The following is a 16,188-nucleotide window of genomic DNA, read 5'->3' on the forward strand; positions in this document are numbered from 1 at the left end:
ATAAAAAAGTTGTCTTTTTGTTGCTGTTTTGGATGATTTTCCAAACTGGTTTTGCTCAAAATACAGCGGATAGTTTCTTCAAACCATCCGATTCTTTAGATATTAAAAGACAAAATACAGTTGTTATTTCCGAAGCAGTTTTGGCTACGGGAACTTTAATAGCTTTGAATCAAGCTTGGTATGCCGAGTATCCCAAATCTGATTTTCATTTTATAAATGACAATGCTGAGTGGCTCCAAATGGATAAAGCCGGTCATGTATTTTCGTCGTATCATTTGGGACGATTTGGTGCTGAAATGCTACAATGGAGTGGTGCCAATAAAAAAAATCAATTGCTGTATGGAGCGGGTTTAGGCTTTGCGTTTTTAACTGCAGTTGAGGTTTTAGATGGATATTCCTCTGAATGGGGCGCTTCATTAGGCGATGTTGTGGCAAATGCTTCCGGAACAGCTTTATATGTTTCACAAGAATTAATATGGAAGGAACAGCGTATTACGCCTAAATTTTCTTTTCATACTACAAAATATGCCGGTTACAGACCTGAAGTTTTAGGAAGTTCATTTACAGAACAGATTCTAAAAGACTACAATGGACAAACCTATTGGCTCTCGATCAATTTGCATTCTTTCGCTAAAGGCTCAAAAATACCAAAATGGCTCAACTTGGCCTTGGGTTATGGGGCTGATGGTATGATAACCGGAAATAAAGAAGATACACCCCCTATTTTAACTTCTAATCCAAAAAGATTCAGACAATTTTACCTGAGTTTGGATGTAGATTTGACAAAAATTAAGACCAAATCCCATTTTTTGAAGACCGTTTTCTCCGTTCTTAATACCGTTAAGATTCCTGCACCTACAATTGAATTTGTGCACTTAAACGATATAAAATACCACTTAATCTATTTTTAGAAAAGTTTAACTGCTTGATTATCAGTATAATTATTTTTGTTGTATCTTTGCGCATAGAAATTTCTTAACGGGACAGCGTTTTGAAGAAAAACAATTTATGATAAAGAAGTGGTATTTTTACACTAGTCTGACTGTAATTACAGTTTTTTTAAGCTCAGGTTTTAAACCGTTTAACTTAGAAACCAGCCCTTGGTTTCTTATCAATGAAGAAGAAGGAACACACTACTTATTTCCTTCTGAAAAGCAAGAAGATTACATCAATTTGAACATCCCTTTTACTGGAAATTTTTTCGTTGGCTTTAAGGAAGCAATCGGATACAGAGAATCTGAAAGTAAATATAGAAAAATCAATTCTTTAGGATATTTAGGGAAATACCAATTTGGTATTGAGACTTTAAAGTCTGTTGGAGTTCGTAATAGTTCTACTTTTTTAAATAGTCCTGAATTACAGGAAAAAGCATTTATCGCACTTTTGGCTAAAAATAAATGGGAACTGAAAAAGGAGATTGAAAAATACGAAGGAACAATTCTCAACGGAATACACGTTACTGAATCTGGAATTTTAGCTGCGGCTCATCTTGGCGGTGCAGGATCAGTAAAAAAGTATTTTAAAAATAAGGGTAAGCGCTATTTTAGAGATGCTTACGGAACTTCCATAAGAACGTATATGAAACTATTTGGTGGTTATGATACTTCATTTATTGTTGCTGATGGCAATGCAAATGTAAAAAACATACAGATTTAATAGTTTAAACAAAATATAAAAGGCTGTCTGAAATTACTTTAGACAGCCTTTTTTTTATTCTATATGGAATTATTTCGCTTTAAGAATTTCCCCATTCGGACGCACCACTAATTTCATGGTTTCCTTATCTTTTTTGATTTTAATATTATATTGTTTTTTGATGATATCTCCTTCTGCCTGTGAATAGAGGAAACTGTCATTTACAATGGACCAACCGGGATATGCTCGATAAATAGAATAGATAACCTCCCCGGGAAGTTTTACATTTTTGAATTCTTCCACAACGCGTATTAATTTTCCGTTTTCATTGTAAGTTGCGGTCAAAGAGCCGTTTTTTACTTCCATTACTACAAGGTATTCTTCAAACCCTTCAGCATCTTTACCTAAATCAAAGGCAATAAATTTTTCTTCTACAGTTCGTACTCTTTGGTCAGGATTGTTGTCAGGAATATAAACAGAAAAATCGGAGCCAACTCTTTTAATAACTACGCCAGGTAATTCTTCGATTTTAATTTTTCCCTTTGGAGTTTCTTGTGAGTATGATGCTATAGTAACGCTTAAAAAGAGTATAATAATAAGTGCTTTCATAATATTTAAGTTTTAAATTAATTAATGATTTTTCGTAATTGTAATAAACTAATATAGTCTAAGGCTTGCTGTTTTACTTCCCCTTCTTTAGTTATTTAATTATCTATATATCAGTAATTTACAATTTTAAATTTTTAACAAAAATGAATATGCTTATGTAAATTTAGCTTTTTAATTCAGTTTTTTGCGTTAATTTATACCATAACTTATGTTAATAAAATCAGTTAAATCATTTCTTTTTTAATAGGAATAGTATGTTCTTCCTTTTTAATAAAAAACAAAAAAAGCACCAATCTTTTGATTAGTGCTTTAGATAGAATTAAAAATTATAGTGTTCTTTTTTATTCGAAACTGCCCATTAAAATTTCTAATATTTTAATGGCAGCTTCACTAATTTTTGTTCCTGGCCCAAACACGGCAACAGCACCAGAATCAAATAAAAATTGGTAATCTTGCGCAGGAATTACTCCGCCTACAACCACCATAATGTCTTCTCGACCGTATTTTTTTAGCTCTTCAATTACTTGCGGCACAAGAGTTTTGTGACCGGCCGCTAGAGAAGAAACCCCTAAAATATGCACATCGTTTTCTACGGCTTGTTTGGCAGCTTCGGCTGGTGTTTGAAAAAGTGGACCAATGTCTACATCAAAACCAACATCGGCATAACCGGTAGCCACAACTTTTGCACCACGATCGTGCCCGTCTTGTCCCATTTTGGCAATCATTATTCGAGGGCAACGTCCTTCTTTTTTAGCAAATTCGTCTGCTAATTGTTTTGCTTTTTCAAAACTCTTGTCGTCTTTTATTTCTTTACTATACACACCGCTAAAGGATTTAATTTGTGCTTTGTATCTTCCAAAAACCGCTTCCAAGGCATCACTGATTTCTCCTAATGTTGTTCGGTTTCTAGCGGCCTCAACGGCAATTTCTAATAAATTACCTTCTCCTGTTTGCGCACAAAGGGTTAGTTTTTTTAATGAATTTTGGACTTTTTCTGTATCTCGAGTCGCTTTGATTCGGTCTAATTGTTCCAATTGTTGCTTGCGAACCATTTGGTTATCCACATCCAGAATCTGTAACGGATCTTCCTTTTCTAATCTATATTGATTCACACCGACAATAATATCCTGTCCGCTGTCTATTCTTGCTTGTTTTCTGGCGGCCGCTTCCTCGATTCTAAGTTTCGGGATTCCAGATTCAATGGCTTTCGTCATTCCGCCCAGTTCTTCTACTTCTTCGATTAGTTTCCAAGCATTTTCGGCAATCTCATTCGTCAAGCTTTCTACGTAATAACTACCGGCCCAAGGGTCAACAGTTTTTGTGATTTTAGTTTCTTCTTGTAAATAGAGTTGCGTGTTTCTGGCAATTCTAGCCGAGAAATCCGTTGGTAAAGCTATGGCTTCATCCAAAGCATTGGTATGTAAAGATTGTGTTCCTCCAAAAGCGGCTGCGGCTGCTTCAATACAGGTTCGTGCCACATTGTTAAAAGGATCTTGCTCGGTTAAACTCCAACCCGAAGTTTGACAATGGGTTCGCAAGGCTAATGATTTATCGCCTTTTGGTTCAAATTGTTTCACCAGTTTTGCCCATATCATTCTTCCTGCTCGCATTTTGGCAATTTCCATAAAATGGTTCATTCCAATCGCCCAGAAAAAGGATAATCTTGGTGCAAACTCATCAATTTTCATTCCGGTCGCTAATCCAGTTCGAATGTATTCCAATCCATCGGCCAAAGTGTAAGCTAATTCAATGTCAGCAGTGGCTCCCGCTTCTTGCATGTGATATCCTGAAATGGAAATCGAGTTGAATTTGGGCATTTTTTTGCTGGTAAATTCAAAAATATCAGCAATGATTTTCATCGAAGGCGTTGGCGGATAAATATACGTGTTACGCACCATAAACTCTTTCAAGATGTCATTTTGTATCGTTCCGGAAAGTAACTCGGGTTTTACGCCTTGTTCTTCTGCGGCGACAATATAGAAAGCCATAATAGGTAAAACAGCGCCATTCATCGTCATAGAAACTGACATTTCATCTAGCGGAATTTGGTCGAATAATACTTTCATATCTTCCACGGAATCAATCGCAACTCCTGCTTTTCCTACATCTCCTACCACACGTTCGTGATCGGAATCATAGCCACGATGTGTAGGTAAATCAAAAGCGATGGAAAGTCCTTTTTGACCCGCAGCCAGGTTTCTTCTGTAAAAAGCATTACTTTCTTCAGCAGTTGAAAATCCTGCATATTGGCGAACGGTCCAAGGTCTGCGGACGTACATTGTTGCATAAGGTCCGCGTAAATTGGGTGCAAAACCAGCTCCAAAATCAAGATGAGTAAGATTTTCAATATCTTGTTCCGAATACGTTGGTTTTAGTTCGATTCCTTCTGCGGTTAGAAATGCATCAGCCAAAGAATTTTCATTCTCCACTTTCAACGATGTACTTTCTAATTTTATATGTTGTAAATCTTTTCTTTTCATTTGTTTAGTCCCGAATTACACGAATGCTGATGAGTTTTTAATTTTGATTAGTCGAAATTGCTGAATCTTATTCAAGACCAAGTCGCTCTTGTTCTATTTTTTCTGCCAGACGTTTTTCGATTATTGGTGTAATCAATGTTTTTCTTGGTTTGACTTTTACAAAAGGGAACAGCTCTAAATCGTGTTTCATTTTATCCTGTTTGTTGGGATGTTTGTTAGTTCCCAATAAAATTTCTTTACCGTTGTCAAATAATGCTTGAGCCGTATCAGCACTTTCTTGAATTTTTCTTTTGATGATTCCATCATTAAGTTGTTTCAGGAAACCTCCATTTGCCTCAATATCTTTGAATAAAGCCAATGATTTTTCAGCTAATTGATTGGTAAGATTTTCGATATAATAACTACCGTCAGCCGGATTATTAACTTTATCAAAATAACTTTCGTTTTTGAGAATCAACAATTGGTTTCGGGCAATTCGGTCACCAAATTCATTGTCTTTGTGGTATAATGCATCGTATGGTAAATTAGCAATAGCATCCGCTCCTCCAATAATTGCGCTCATACATTCAGTTGTGGTACGCAACATATTCACGTTATAATCGTATAAAGTTTTGTTTCGTTTTGTAGGCGAAACAATGATGTTGCAATCTAAGTTGTGGTTGTATTCTTTGGCAATCAGATTAAAAAGTAATCGTAAAGTACGCAGTTTTGCAATTTCAAAAAAGTAATTTGTCCCCACGGCAACTTCAAAAACAATGGGTTTGTTTATAGCTTCAACCCTGTTGAAATATTCATTGGCATGTCCTAAACTATAGGCAATTTGCTGCACCATGTTGGCACCTGCATTTTGATACAATGCCGCATTAATGCTTATTAACGATACAGATGGTGTTGCAGTCGAAAGTAAATTCAGTGTTTCGAAATTATTTTTTTCTTTGGTTGTAAACCAGTTTCCATCTTTGGCTAATTGTCCAATTGGATCCAGATTACAGAAAATAGTAGTATTATTTTTCTTTGCAAATGCATCTATTTTTTTAACGAAATCGATTGAAATAAACCCCAGATTAAAATAAACAATAACTTTTTCTAAAGGTAATTTCTCCAATAGATTGGTAACATCAATCGATTCGTTTTCTATTGTAAAACGAAGGCTGTCCGCACCACGACTCAAGGAATCTAATGCTCTTTCGATAGATTTTTCAATATCATAAACAAATATGTTTTGGCAAATTTTGAAATTTGTCGCTTTTGTAGTTACTGAGAAAGCTTTGGCAAACTCATCTTTGTGATAAAAAGGTTTCACTTGGATGTCTTCGGGAGAATTCCAAACTAAGGTTTCATTATAATCCGCTCCATTGAGTTCAAATTGGATTTTTTGTTTCCATTGCTTGGAGGAAATGGGATTGAAATCATCGAAAAGATTTGTTGTCATTTTGTTTATGGTTTTCCTAATTCCAGCTTTTTCCTATTGGAAATGAGCTGAAACTTGGTGTTTTATTTTTCAATCGTGTCACCTTCGAATTCAATGATATAAATATCTTCACTATCTTTTTTCATATAGTATTTCTCTCGGGCGTATTTTTCTATCTGTTCTGAATTTTTTAATTGCTTGATGTTCTCTTGGTCCTTTTTTATTTCTTCCTTATAATAATTGGCATTGTCTTCTAATTCGTTGATTTGTTTGTCTAAAACACGATGTCCGAAATAGGAATAGTTGTCCAAAAAAATCATCCAAGTAGCAAAAAATAACAACACCCAGACATATTTGTTACTTAAAAATTTAAACCAAGGTTTGTCTTTATACGGATTTGTCATTTTTTATTTTTTTAGCCCCGATTACAGTGAAAATCCTTTTAGTAGGTGATGATGACGAAGGAAGATGCACCTACTAAAAGATTGAAACGGAAAGCGGGAAATAGCTCCTAATAATTATTACACTAAAATTACAATTAAATTATAGAATTTTTTGATTTATTACCGCACGAACTACATCAATGGCTACTGTATTGTATTTATCGTTTGGTATAATAATGTCTGCAAATGCTTTGGTTGGTTCTATAAACTGCTCGTGCATTGGCTTCAATGTTGTTTGATATCTGTTGATTACTTCATGCATATCTCGGCCACGTTCAGCAATATCGCGTTTCATACGACGGATTAATCGTTCGTCAGAATCAGCATGAACGTATATTTTTACATCAAATAATTCTCTTAATTCTGGGTTTGCCAAAATTAAAATCCCTTCGACAATCATCACTTTTCGAGGATGTGTGAAAACGGTATCGTCCGTTCTATTGTGTGTCACAAACGAATAAACGGGTTGATGAATGTTGTTTCCTTCTTTTAATTCTTTAAGGTGAGTGACCAATAATTCGAAATCAATGGCACGCGGATGATCAAAATTAATTAATGCTCTTTCATCAAATGATAGTCCGTGATTTTCTTTATAATACGAGTCTTGCGAAATAATTCCTACTTCGGTTTCGGGTAATTCATTCATGATTTGATGTACAACGGTTGTTTTTCCGCTTCCTGTACCACCTGCAATTCCTATAATGAGCATAATTTTTTTGTTATGTATTTTATCCCGACAAAAATAGGAATTTAATTGGGAGTGGATTTTATTTTTTGAGGAAATCTTGCTAATTTAATATATTTATTGGTCGTTGTTAATTGACATTTTTTTCTATCTTTAGTTTCTAAAACAGACTGCTTTGTATTCACAAATCAATAAAAATATAAGTCGCTATGTTACTTTTGAACCGAAAGAATTAGAAATTTTCAATTCTTTATTGGAATATAAAACGGTTCCTAAGAAAACAATTTTACTTCATGAAGGCGAGATGTGCAATTTTGAAGCTTTTGTTATCAAAGGTTGTGTCCGCAAATATTATATTGATGCCAATGGTTTTGAAGTCATTCTACAATTTGCCATTGAAAATGCGTGGATAAGCGATATTTCTTTTAGTATTTATGAAGATAAACCGAGTCGTGTGTATATCGAAACATTGGAAGATTGCGAATTTTTTATGTTCAGTCCAGACAGTAAAGAAGAACTATTCGTCAAAGCACCAAAGTTTGAACGCGCTTTCCGCATCCTGATGCAACGCAATCTTGCGGTAACCCAAGAACGCTTGTTTTACACCATTTCTAAAACTGCCACCGAGAAATATTTAGAATTTCTCGAACATTATCCTACACTTTCACAGCGCGTTGCCCAGCATTATATTGCGTCTTATTTGGGTATTTCGGCGGAGTTTCTTAGTAAAATAAGGACTAAAATCGCCAAACACTAAATTCTCGTTATTTTTCATTTCTTGTCCTAGTTCAATGCATGCGCTTTTTTTTTGACGCAACTTTGTACCACAATATTAAAGAACAGAACAATGGAAAATACAGATAAAATTATAGAAGGAGCAATTACACATTCCGTTTTGCATAAAGCGGAAACTCGCGGTCATGCCAATCACGGTTGGTTAGAATCCTATCACACTTTTAGTTTTGCAAATTATCACAATCCAGAACGTATGAATTTTGGTGTGTTGCGTGTTTTGAATGATGACAGAGTCAATCAAGGAATGGGTTTTGGGAAACATCCGCATGACAATATGGAAATTATTTCTATTCCGCTTGAAGGTGATTTAGAACACCAAGACAGTATGGGAAATACTACCGTAATCAAAGAAGGTGATATTCAAGCGATGAGCGCCGGTACGGGGATTTTTCACAGTGAATACAATAAAAACAAAGATCAGTTGGTTAAGTTTTTGCAGATTTGGATTTATCCAAATCAGAAAAATGTAACACCTCGTTATGACCAAATCACTTTAGATTTAAACGATCGTCACAATAAATTACAACAAATTTTATCGCCAAATCCTGAAGATGAAGGCGTTTGGATTCATCAGGATGCTTGGTTTCATATTGGGAAATTTGACAATGATTTTTCTACTTCATATGAATTGAAAAAACCGGGAAATGGAATTTATGCTTTTGTTTTGAAAGGAGATTTTACCATAGGGGACATTGCTTTAAATGAACGTGACGGATTAGGAATTTGGGATACCAATAGTATTAAAATTACCGCTAATTCTGCCAATGCTGAAATCCTTTTGATGGAAGTACCGATGAAATTGTAATTAAATAAATGAATAATAGAAATAACTAATAATAAATAAAATAATACTATGTCAACAACAAAATGGGTAATTGACCCAACACACTCAGAAATTGGTTTTAAAGTGAAACACATGATGTTCACTAATGTTTCAGGTAAATTTTCAAAATTTGACGCAACGATTGAAGCAGAAGATAACGATTTTGAAAACGCAAAAATTGAATTTACCGGAGCAATTGATTCGATAACAACTGGAAATGCAGATAGAGATACTCATTTATTGAGTCCGGATTTTTTTGATGCTGCACAGTTTCCAGAAATTAAATTTAGCGCTACTTCTTTCACCAAAATTAATGAAGGTGAATATGAATTGGTTGGTGATTTAACCTTACACGGTGTTACAAAATCAGTGAAATTAGCTGCAGAATATGGCGGATTAATGAAAGATCCATGGGGGAATACTAAAATAGCACTTGCATTAGAAGGAAAAATCAACAGAAAAGATTGGGGATTAAACTGGAATTCGGCTCTTGAAACTGGTGGTGTTTTAGTAAGCGAAGAAGTTCGTTTGAATATCGAATTGCAATTTGTGCAACAATAATTTTAAAGTAAATAAGCACAAATCTCAAAGAATTATTTCTCTTGAGGTTTGTGTTTTTTAAAAATTGGAATGATGGAAACCATAAATATTTTATACATAGGAAGACATCTCGAAATCTTGGCAACTGTAATCCGATTAATAAATGCAAACGAGAATTGGAATGGAGTAGGCGTTATGAACGATGAGGAAGCTAAGGAGATTTTTATAAGAAAAGATTTTTCACTTGTATTGTTAGGTTCCGGAATTCAAGAAGAAAGTGAAACTAATTTGTGCACTTTTTTCAATAAACAGAATCCAAATATAATTATTGTTCAGCATTATGGCGGTGGAAGTGGTTTGCTGAAAAGTGAAATTTTACTTGCCTTGGAAAACAATAAAAATTAAAAACTCTTTTTTAACCATTAAGAAATTAAGAAAAATTAAGCACAACTTCTTAATTCTTCTTAATTTCTTAATGGTTAAATTTATAAAATAGGATGTTTACTAAAATATTTAGTAGTGTCAACTAAAAAAAGAGAGCCAAGTGACTCTCTTTTTTGTTTTTGTATAAAACTATTATTTGTTCTTCTTTGCTTTAATCATCATTTCTAACTGATCCCAAAGTTCTTCGGGAATAGCTTCCAGAATATTGAATTGACCGGCTCCTTTCAACCATTCGCCACCATCAATAACAACGACTTCACCATTTACATACGCTGAAAAATCAGAAACCAAATAAGCCGCTAAATTGGCTAATTCCTGATGATCTCCTACACGTTTTAATGGCACTTTTTTAGCCATATCAAATTTTTCGGCTAAATCTCCTGGTAATAATCGGTCCCACGCTCCTTTAGTTGGGAACGGTCCCGGAGCAATTGCATTAGAACGAATTCCGTATTTTGCCCATTCTACCGCAAGACTTCGTGTCATAGCAAGAACTCCGGCTTTTGCAGTAGCACTTGGCACCACATAAGCAGAACCTGTCCAAGCGTAAGTCGTAACAATATTTAAGATGGTAGATGATTTTTGTTTGGTGTCAATCCAATGTTTTCCAAAAGCAAGGGTACAGTTTTTGGTGCCTTTTAAAACAATATCAATTACAGTATCAAAAGCATTAGCAGATAATCTTTCGGTTGGAGAAATAAAGTTTCCGGCAGCATTATTCAGTAAAACATCCACTTTACCAAAAGCTTTCAAAACTTCTTGGAGCATATTTTCGACTTCTTCATAATGGCGTACATCACATTGAATAGGAAGGCAAGTTCCGCCTGTTTCCGTTTCCAGTTCTGCTGCAGTGTTTTTCAGTTTTTCTAAATCTCTTGAAGTAATGGCTACTTGCGCCCCTAATTCTAAGAAATATTTAGTCATTGCTTTTCCTAAACCGCTTCCGCCTCCGGTTACGACAATCACTTTGCCTTTCAGGGCATCGTCACGTAACATTTTATCTGTATAACTCATATTTTTGATATTTTTTTATTGTAAATATAATAAATTAAATAGTATGCATGCATAATAAAAAAAACAAAATCGTTTCTTTTAAATCGCACACAATCTTTTAGCAGCTTCTTCCAGCGTAGCATTGTCTTTGGCAAAACAAAACCGAACTAATTTTAGGTCTTTTCCATCGGTATAAAAAGTAGAAATAGGAATTGCAGCCACGCCATGTTCAGTAATGAGGCGTTTACAGAAATCAACATCGCTCTCATTTGATATAGCTGCATAAGAAGCCACCTGAAAATAAGTTCCCTCGCAAGGCATGAGTTCGAAGCGACTATTTTTTAATAATTGTCTAAAGTAATCTCGTTTTTCTAGATATAATTTCCCGATTTCAGCAATAGAAACGATGTCTAGATACTCGCTAATAGCAATTTGAGAAATACTATTTACGCTAAAAACTAAAAACTGATGCACTTTTTTGATTTCCTTTATCAGGTATTCCGGCGCTACTAAATAACCAACTTTCCATCCCGTAACATGGAATGATTTTCCAAAAGAGGAAACCATCACACTACGATTTAATAATTTCTCACGTGTATGAGCCGAAATATGTTTTTCTTCGAAAGTGATGTACTCATAGACTTCATCAGAAAGAAGTATGATATCCGGATATTTTTCCAACAGGATTTCCAACGATTCAAAATCTGATTTCGCCAAGATTTTCCCCGTTGGATTATGCGGATTATTAATTATAATCATTTTGGTTTTTGGAGTACATGCCTTTTCGATAATTTCCCAATTTGAAGTATAATCATCATTCAGTGCTACCCGAACTGGATTTGCGTTGCACAATAAGACGGGTGCTTCATAGCAATCATAACTTGGATCTAAGATAATTACGTCATCATTATTTTTTACCAAAGCCGTTATAGTGGTAAAAATAGCTTGTGTTGCTCCGGCAGTAACCAGCAATTCCGTTTCGGGCTGAATAGTTCTTCTATAGGAGTGTTTAACGAGTGTCGCTATTTTTGATAATAATGGAGGATAACCAGACATTGGAGTGTATTGATGCACATTTTCTTTCGCCAGTTTGGCAACAATATCAGTTAATCTTTCGTCAACGGGAAAGTTTGGAAAACCTTGTGAAAGATTGATGGCGTTATATTCAGCTGCCATTTTTGACATAACCGTAAAAATACTCGTGCTGATATTTGGTAGTTTACTCATAAAAAAATAACGTTGATTACTTTATAAAAGTAGTAGTTTAATCCTAATTTTAATTTTTTGGGAACTGATAATTATCAAAAATTTAAGGTATTGCGTTTTTGTATTTATTTGCCAAATCGTATGCTAAAAAAAAAAGCCACCAGTTCGGTAGCTTTTTCTTTATGGTTGTTAGTAGTTTAATTTCCTTTGACAATTTCACCATCTGGTTTGACAATTAATTTTCGAACTTCATTGCCTTTTTTTATCTTAAGATTGTACTCTTTTTTAATAATATCACCTTCTTTTTGAGAATATAGATACTTGTCATTTATAATCTGCCAACCTGGGTATGTTTTGTAAATGGAATAAATTACACTATTAGGAAGTTTTATATTTTTATAGTTTTCAATTACACTAGTCAATTTACCATTTTCATTATATGTTGCAGTCAATGTGCCTTTACTGGTTTCCATAATCACCAAATAATTTTCAAATCCTTCATAATCTCTCCCTAAATCATAGGCTATGAATTTTTCTTCAAGTGCTCTTACACTTTTATCTGGGTTTCTATCAGGTAAGTATATGGAAAAATCCTTACCGGCACTTTTAATAACAACTCCCGGTAAATTTTCCATTTTAATATTTCCTTGCCCTGAATTAACTTCTTTATCTTGGGAATAAGATAGTGTGCTTATGCATAAAAAAAATAAAACAATTATATATGATTTCATGATACTTTGTTTTTGAATTAATGGTCTAATACATAATGCATTAATGATAAAAATAATTAGTAAGGCTTAATTCATTTCTTCCCCTTTTTGTTGTTTGTAATTTATTTAGATCATTATAATTCATAACATCAGTAGTTTTATTTTTTGAATTTTGAATCAAAAAATGACTGTGGGCATTAGTAAAATTAGCTTTTTTTTATAGGTACGTAGGTTAATTTTTTTGTAATTAATGTTAACCCAACTTGCAGGGTTGAATGACGATAAAAGTTAATTAATTGTTAATTACATCATTTTAACAATCATTTCTGTAAGTTTTTATTTAAAAATTGGTATTTTTTGTATTCAAAACAGGTGTTTTTTAGGTAAATTCCGTTTTGTAGTCCCCAGCAAATCTTGTCTTTAATGGGGATATTTCCGATTTTTACTAAATGTATTTCAAATCTACTTTTCGTCGAAATCCTGAAACAGGCAAAATGGAATCCTACTACCGATTGGTAGAGAGTTTTCGTGATCAAAACGATATTGTTAGAAACAGAACTATTGTAACTGCTGGATTTATAGACCATTTAACGGCTGAGGAATTGAATTATATCCAGAAAAAATTGACTGAAAAACTCAATGGAAAAAACAGCTTGTTTGAAGATGATTTTCAAGAACATCTTTGGGAGTATATTGATGAATTGTATTCCAAAATACTAAAATCAAACAAAATAGATAATTCTCATTCTTCCCAAAAAGACATTCACAGTGTAGATTTGAACACACTAAAACACACTGAAGCACGTGAACTAGGAGGTGAATGGATGAGTTTGCAAACATTGAAGCAACTAAAAATAGACCAGTTTTTATTGGATAAAAATTGGCCGGAAGAACAAGTTCAATTGGCACTCACTCAAATTATAAGCAGAGCCGTTTATCCCGCGAGCGAAAACAGAACCAGTAAATGGATAAAAGAAAATTCGGCTATTTGTGAATTAACCGCTTATCCTATCAAAAAAATAACAAAGGATAAATTATATCAATCTGCCTTAAATTTGTATCAAGTTAAAGATGAGATGGAAAAATATTTGTCTCAAAAGACCAATGAATTATTTGATATTGAAGATAAATTTTATTTGTATGACCTAACCAATACCTATTTTGAAGGTCAGAAAAAGAACAGTGATTTAGCTCAGTACGGACGTAGCAAGGAAAAGCGAACCGATGCCAAACTAGTTGTTTTGGCAGCTGTTGTAAATGTAGAAGGCTTTTTGAAATATTCCAATATCTACCAAGGGAATATGGCCGATTGCAAGACCTTGTCCGATATGATTGATAGCCTTCGTGAGGCTACGAGTGAGTCCACAAAAAAGGCTTTGGTGATTATGGATGCTGGTATTGCCACTGACGAAAACTTGAAATTGGTGACAGAAAAAGGATATGATTATTTATGTGTAAGCCGTACTAAACCCAAAAAATATGCCTTAAAAAATGAAATCCCTACAATAGTTTATGACAAAAAAAATCAGAAAATAGAGCTGAATGAAATTGAAGGTGAAGAACAAAATCAGTGTGTTTTCAAGGTGAAAAGCGACATGAAAGCAATGAAAGAACGTTCAATGAATCGCAAATTTAAAACCCTTTATGAAGACACATTAACCAAACTTGCCAATGGATTAGCCAAAAAATCGGGGATAAAAAAGCAAGAAATTATAAATCAAAAAATAGGGCGATTGCAACAAAAATATCCCTCAATAGCCAAGCATTACCAAATTGATTTATTGGTTGACCAAAAAACGAGCAAGGTAACTTCTATGAAATGGGAGGTCAAAGAAAGTCAAATAAATCAGAAAAAAGAACATGGCGTTTATTTTATAAAAACGTCTCTAAAAGAAAGGGATGAGCAAACAATTTGGAGAATATACAATTGCATACGAGAAATTGAAAGTACTTTTAGAACGTTAAAAACAGACTTGGATTTACGACCTATTTATCATCAGAACGATGAGTCAACTATGGCACATTTAAACCTTGGATTGTTAGCCTATTGGATCGTAAATACGATTAGATATCAACTAAAAGTAAAAAAAATAAATCACGATTGGCAAGAAATTATGAGAATTGCAAATACTCAAAAGTTAGTTACAACAGAGATAAAAGATGTACTTGAAAACACAATCGAAATTAAGAAATGTTCAGAGCCAAGCCCTAAACTAAAGGAAATTTACTTAGCCCTAAACTATAAAAAATGTCCCTTTACCAGGAAAAAATTTGTAGTCCCCAAATCTGAAATCCTAAAACAAGATTTCCTTTTTAAACAAAGGTTTACAAGCTAAAGTCTGCAAGTTGGGTTAATATAAATAGCCGTTTTATGGGAGTTTTTTAGCAGGAAAATCCATTTGCAATAGCGAGGAAACAAAGCCATATTTACTCATTCGATATAAAAAAGGATCTTTTAGTAAGGAATTTTTTAGGTTGTCTAATTGACATGAGGAAACCTTTCAAAATATTTAATTTTGAAATGAAATTGCAGCACTAAAAAAGAAGTGTTTTTATACTATTTGGAAAAGCGATTGGTCTTTAAATGAGATTTAAAAACCAATTTTTAAATTTCAAAATGAGGAAAGTTACATTTTGTGAATGATGAAAATAGTAGGGCGGTTGTGTAAATCCACTTTTACTTTTTTCCAATCAGAAGCTCTCAGGGTTTTGATATATTCTGTTGGTAAAGTAATGTCAGTAGCAATACAAAGGTGAGTCGCGGGATTAATAGCCTGCAAGATATCCTCCAGCATTTTATTATTTCGATACGGAGTTTCTATGAATATTTGAGATTGGTTTTTCTCCTGAGATAATTTTTCCAAATTTTTCAGAGCTGTCTTTTTTTCTCCTTTTTCTATTGGTAAATAACCATTAAACGTAAAACTTTGTCCATTCATTCCTGAAGCCATCATCGCCAAAAGAATAGAAGAAGGTCCAACTAACGGTATAACTTGAATTCCTTTTTCATGTGCTAATTTTACAATAACTGCACCGGGATCAGCAACACCAGGGCAGCCTGCTTCGCTCATTAATCCCATATTTTTCCCTTCTAATAAAGGTTTAATGAAATCTAAATGCTCTTTGATTTCGGTATGTTTATTTAATACAAAAAGCTTTAGCTCCGATTGTTTCTTTTCAGGATGTACGCCTTTAATAGATTTTCGGGCTGTTTTTTCGTTTTCAACAATATAATAATCAATGAAATCAATACTTCTTTTTACGGTTTGAGGCAACACATCCATTGGATCGCAATCGCCCATTGTAGTAGGGATTAAGTACAGTTTTCCTAATAAAGTAGTTGTTTGCATTGCTGTATTTTTACGTTTCTAAAGTAAATTTCCTGTTGATTTCTTCTGAAAATTTTAAATCCAA

16 protein-coding genes are annotated in these 16,188 nt (G+C 33.8%); 7 read left to right on the plus strand and 9 right to left on the minus strand.

All coding sequences use genetic code 11. The annotated features are described in order from the left end of the window. The first annotated feature begins 32 nt into the window (after positions 1–32). Together Q1W72_RS12515 and Q1W72_RS12520 are read left to right on the plus strand one after the other, a co-directional pair. On the plus strand, positions 33–911 hold the full coding sequence (locus Q1W72_RS12515; RefSeq protein WP_302137945.1) for a DUF2279 domain-containing protein: 879 nt from the start codon (positions 33–35) through the stop codon (positions 909–911). Positions 912–1,008: 97 nt separating this feature from the next. Next, positions 1,009–1,656 carry a peptidoglycan-binding protein LysM gene (locus tag Q1W72_RS12520; protein ID WP_099714577.1) on the plus strand — a complete coding sequence of 216 codons (648 nt, stop codon included), beginning with the start codon at positions 1,009–1,011 and terminating at the stop codon, positions 1,654–1,656. A 69-nt stretch (positions 1,657–1,725) separates the two neighbouring features. Here Q1W72_RS12520 and Q1W72_RS12525 read toward each other — a convergent pair whose 3' ends face one another. The 5 genes from Q1W72_RS12525 to udk all read right to left on the minus strand — a co-directional run bounded on the left by Q1W72_RS12525 (position 1,726) and on the right by udk (position 7,287). Further along, positions 1,726–2,244: a hypothetical protein gene (locus Q1W72_RS12525; RefSeq protein WP_099714578.1), complete on the minus strand. Its 519-nt coding sequence runs from the start codon at positions 2,242–2,244 to the stop codon at positions 1,726–1,728. A gap of 341 nt (positions 2,245–2,585) precedes the next feature. Continuing rightward, a complete protein-coding gene (gene scpA, locus Q1W72_RS12530) occupies positions 2,586–4,724 on the minus strand; it encodes a methylmalonyl-CoA mutase (protein WP_302135654.1) in 2,139 nt (712 codons plus the stop codon). Positions 4,725–4,791: 67 nt separating this feature from the next. Beyond that, entirely contained in the window at positions 4,792–6,156 is a 1,365-nt protein-coding gene (locus tag Q1W72_RS12535; protein ID WP_099714580.1) for a methylmalonyl-CoA mutase subunit beta, read from the minus strand. Between the two features lie 62 nt (positions 6,157–6,218). Next, a complete protein-coding gene (locus tag Q1W72_RS12540) occupies positions 6,219–6,539 on the minus strand; it encodes a septum formation initiator family protein (RefSeq protein ID WP_099714581.1) in 321 nt (106 codons plus the stop codon). Positions 6,540–6,678: 139 nt separating this feature from the next. Continuing rightward, complete coding sequence (udk, locus tag Q1W72_RS12545) at positions 6,679–7,287, minus strand: uridine kinase (RefSeq protein WP_099714582.1); 609 nt, start codon at positions 7,285–7,287, stop codon at positions 6,679–6,681. Positions 7,288–7,438: 151 nt separating this feature from the next. On the opposite strand from udk, the gene Q1W72_RS12550 reads away from it, so the two are divergent. From Q1W72_RS12550 to Q1W72_RS12565, 4 genes are all read left to right on the plus strand, one after another. Continuing rightward, positions 7,439–8,020 (plus strand): Crp/Fnr family transcriptional regulator, encoded by a 582-nt coding sequence (locus tag Q1W72_RS12550; protein ID WP_099714583.1) that lies wholly within the window; start codon positions 7,439–7,441, stop codon positions 8,018–8,020. Between the two features lie 90 nt (positions 8,021–8,110). Next, complete coding sequence (locus Q1W72_RS12555) at positions 8,111–8,863, plus strand: pirin family protein (protein ID WP_099714584.1); 753 nt, start codon at positions 8,111–8,113, stop codon at positions 8,861–8,863. A gap of 48 nt (positions 8,864–8,911) precedes the next feature. Beyond that, positions 8,912–9,442 carry a YceI family protein gene (locus Q1W72_RS12560; RefSeq protein ID WP_099714585.1) on the plus strand — a complete coding sequence of 177 codons (531 nt, stop codon included), beginning with the start codon at positions 8,912–8,914 and terminating at the stop codon, positions 9,440–9,442. Between the two features lie 69 nt (positions 9,443–9,511). Further along, a complete protein-coding gene (locus Q1W72_RS12565) occupies positions 9,512–9,826 on the plus strand; it encodes a hypothetical protein (RefSeq protein WP_099714586.1) in 315 nt (104 codons plus the stop codon). A gap of 171 nt (positions 9,827–9,997) precedes the next feature. Here Q1W72_RS12565 and Q1W72_RS12570 read toward each other — a convergent pair whose 3' ends face one another. The 3 genes from Q1W72_RS12570 to Q1W72_RS12580 form a co-directional block, all read right to left on the minus strand. After that, positions 9,998–10,879 (minus strand): SDR family oxidoreductase, encoded by an 882-nt coding sequence (locus tag Q1W72_RS12570; protein ID WP_167547431.1) that lies wholly within the window; start codon positions 10,877–10,879, stop codon positions 9,998–10,000. Between the two features lie 78 nt (positions 10,880–10,957). Continuing rightward, a complete protein-coding gene (locus Q1W72_RS12575; RefSeq protein ID WP_099714587.1) occupies positions 10,958–12,085 on the minus strand; it encodes a methionine aminotransferase in 1,128 nt (375 codons plus the stop codon). Between the two features lie 176 nt (positions 12,086–12,261). After that, positions 12,262–12,795 carry a hypothetical protein gene (locus Q1W72_RS12580; RefSeq protein WP_099714588.1) on the minus strand — a complete coding sequence of 178 codons (534 nt, stop codon included), beginning with the start codon at positions 12,793–12,795 and terminating at the stop codon, positions 12,262–12,264. 428 nt (positions 12,796–13,223) lie between these two features. On the opposite strand from Q1W72_RS12580, the gene Q1W72_RS12585 reads away from it, so the two are divergent. Beyond that, entirely contained in the window at positions 13,224–15,110 is a 1,887-nt protein-coding gene (locus tag Q1W72_RS12585; protein WP_302134830.1) for an IS1634 family transposase, read from the plus strand. Between the two features lie 291 nt (positions 15,111–15,401). Here the strand turns inward: Q1W72_RS12585 and Q1W72_RS12590 are convergent, their stop codons facing one another. After that, positions 15,402–16,124: an SAM-dependent methyltransferase gene (locus Q1W72_RS12590; protein WP_099714589.1), complete on the minus strand. Its 723-nt coding sequence runs from the start codon at positions 16,122–16,124 to the stop codon at positions 15,402–15,404. Positions 16,125–16,188 lie beyond the last annotated feature (64 nt).

This window comes from Flavobacterium sp. ZE23DGlu08 (genome assembly GCF_030505335.1).
GTDB classification, from domain to species: Bacteria; Bacteroidota; Bacteroidia; order Flavobacteriales; family Flavobacteriaceae; genus Flavobacterium; species Flavobacterium algoritolerans.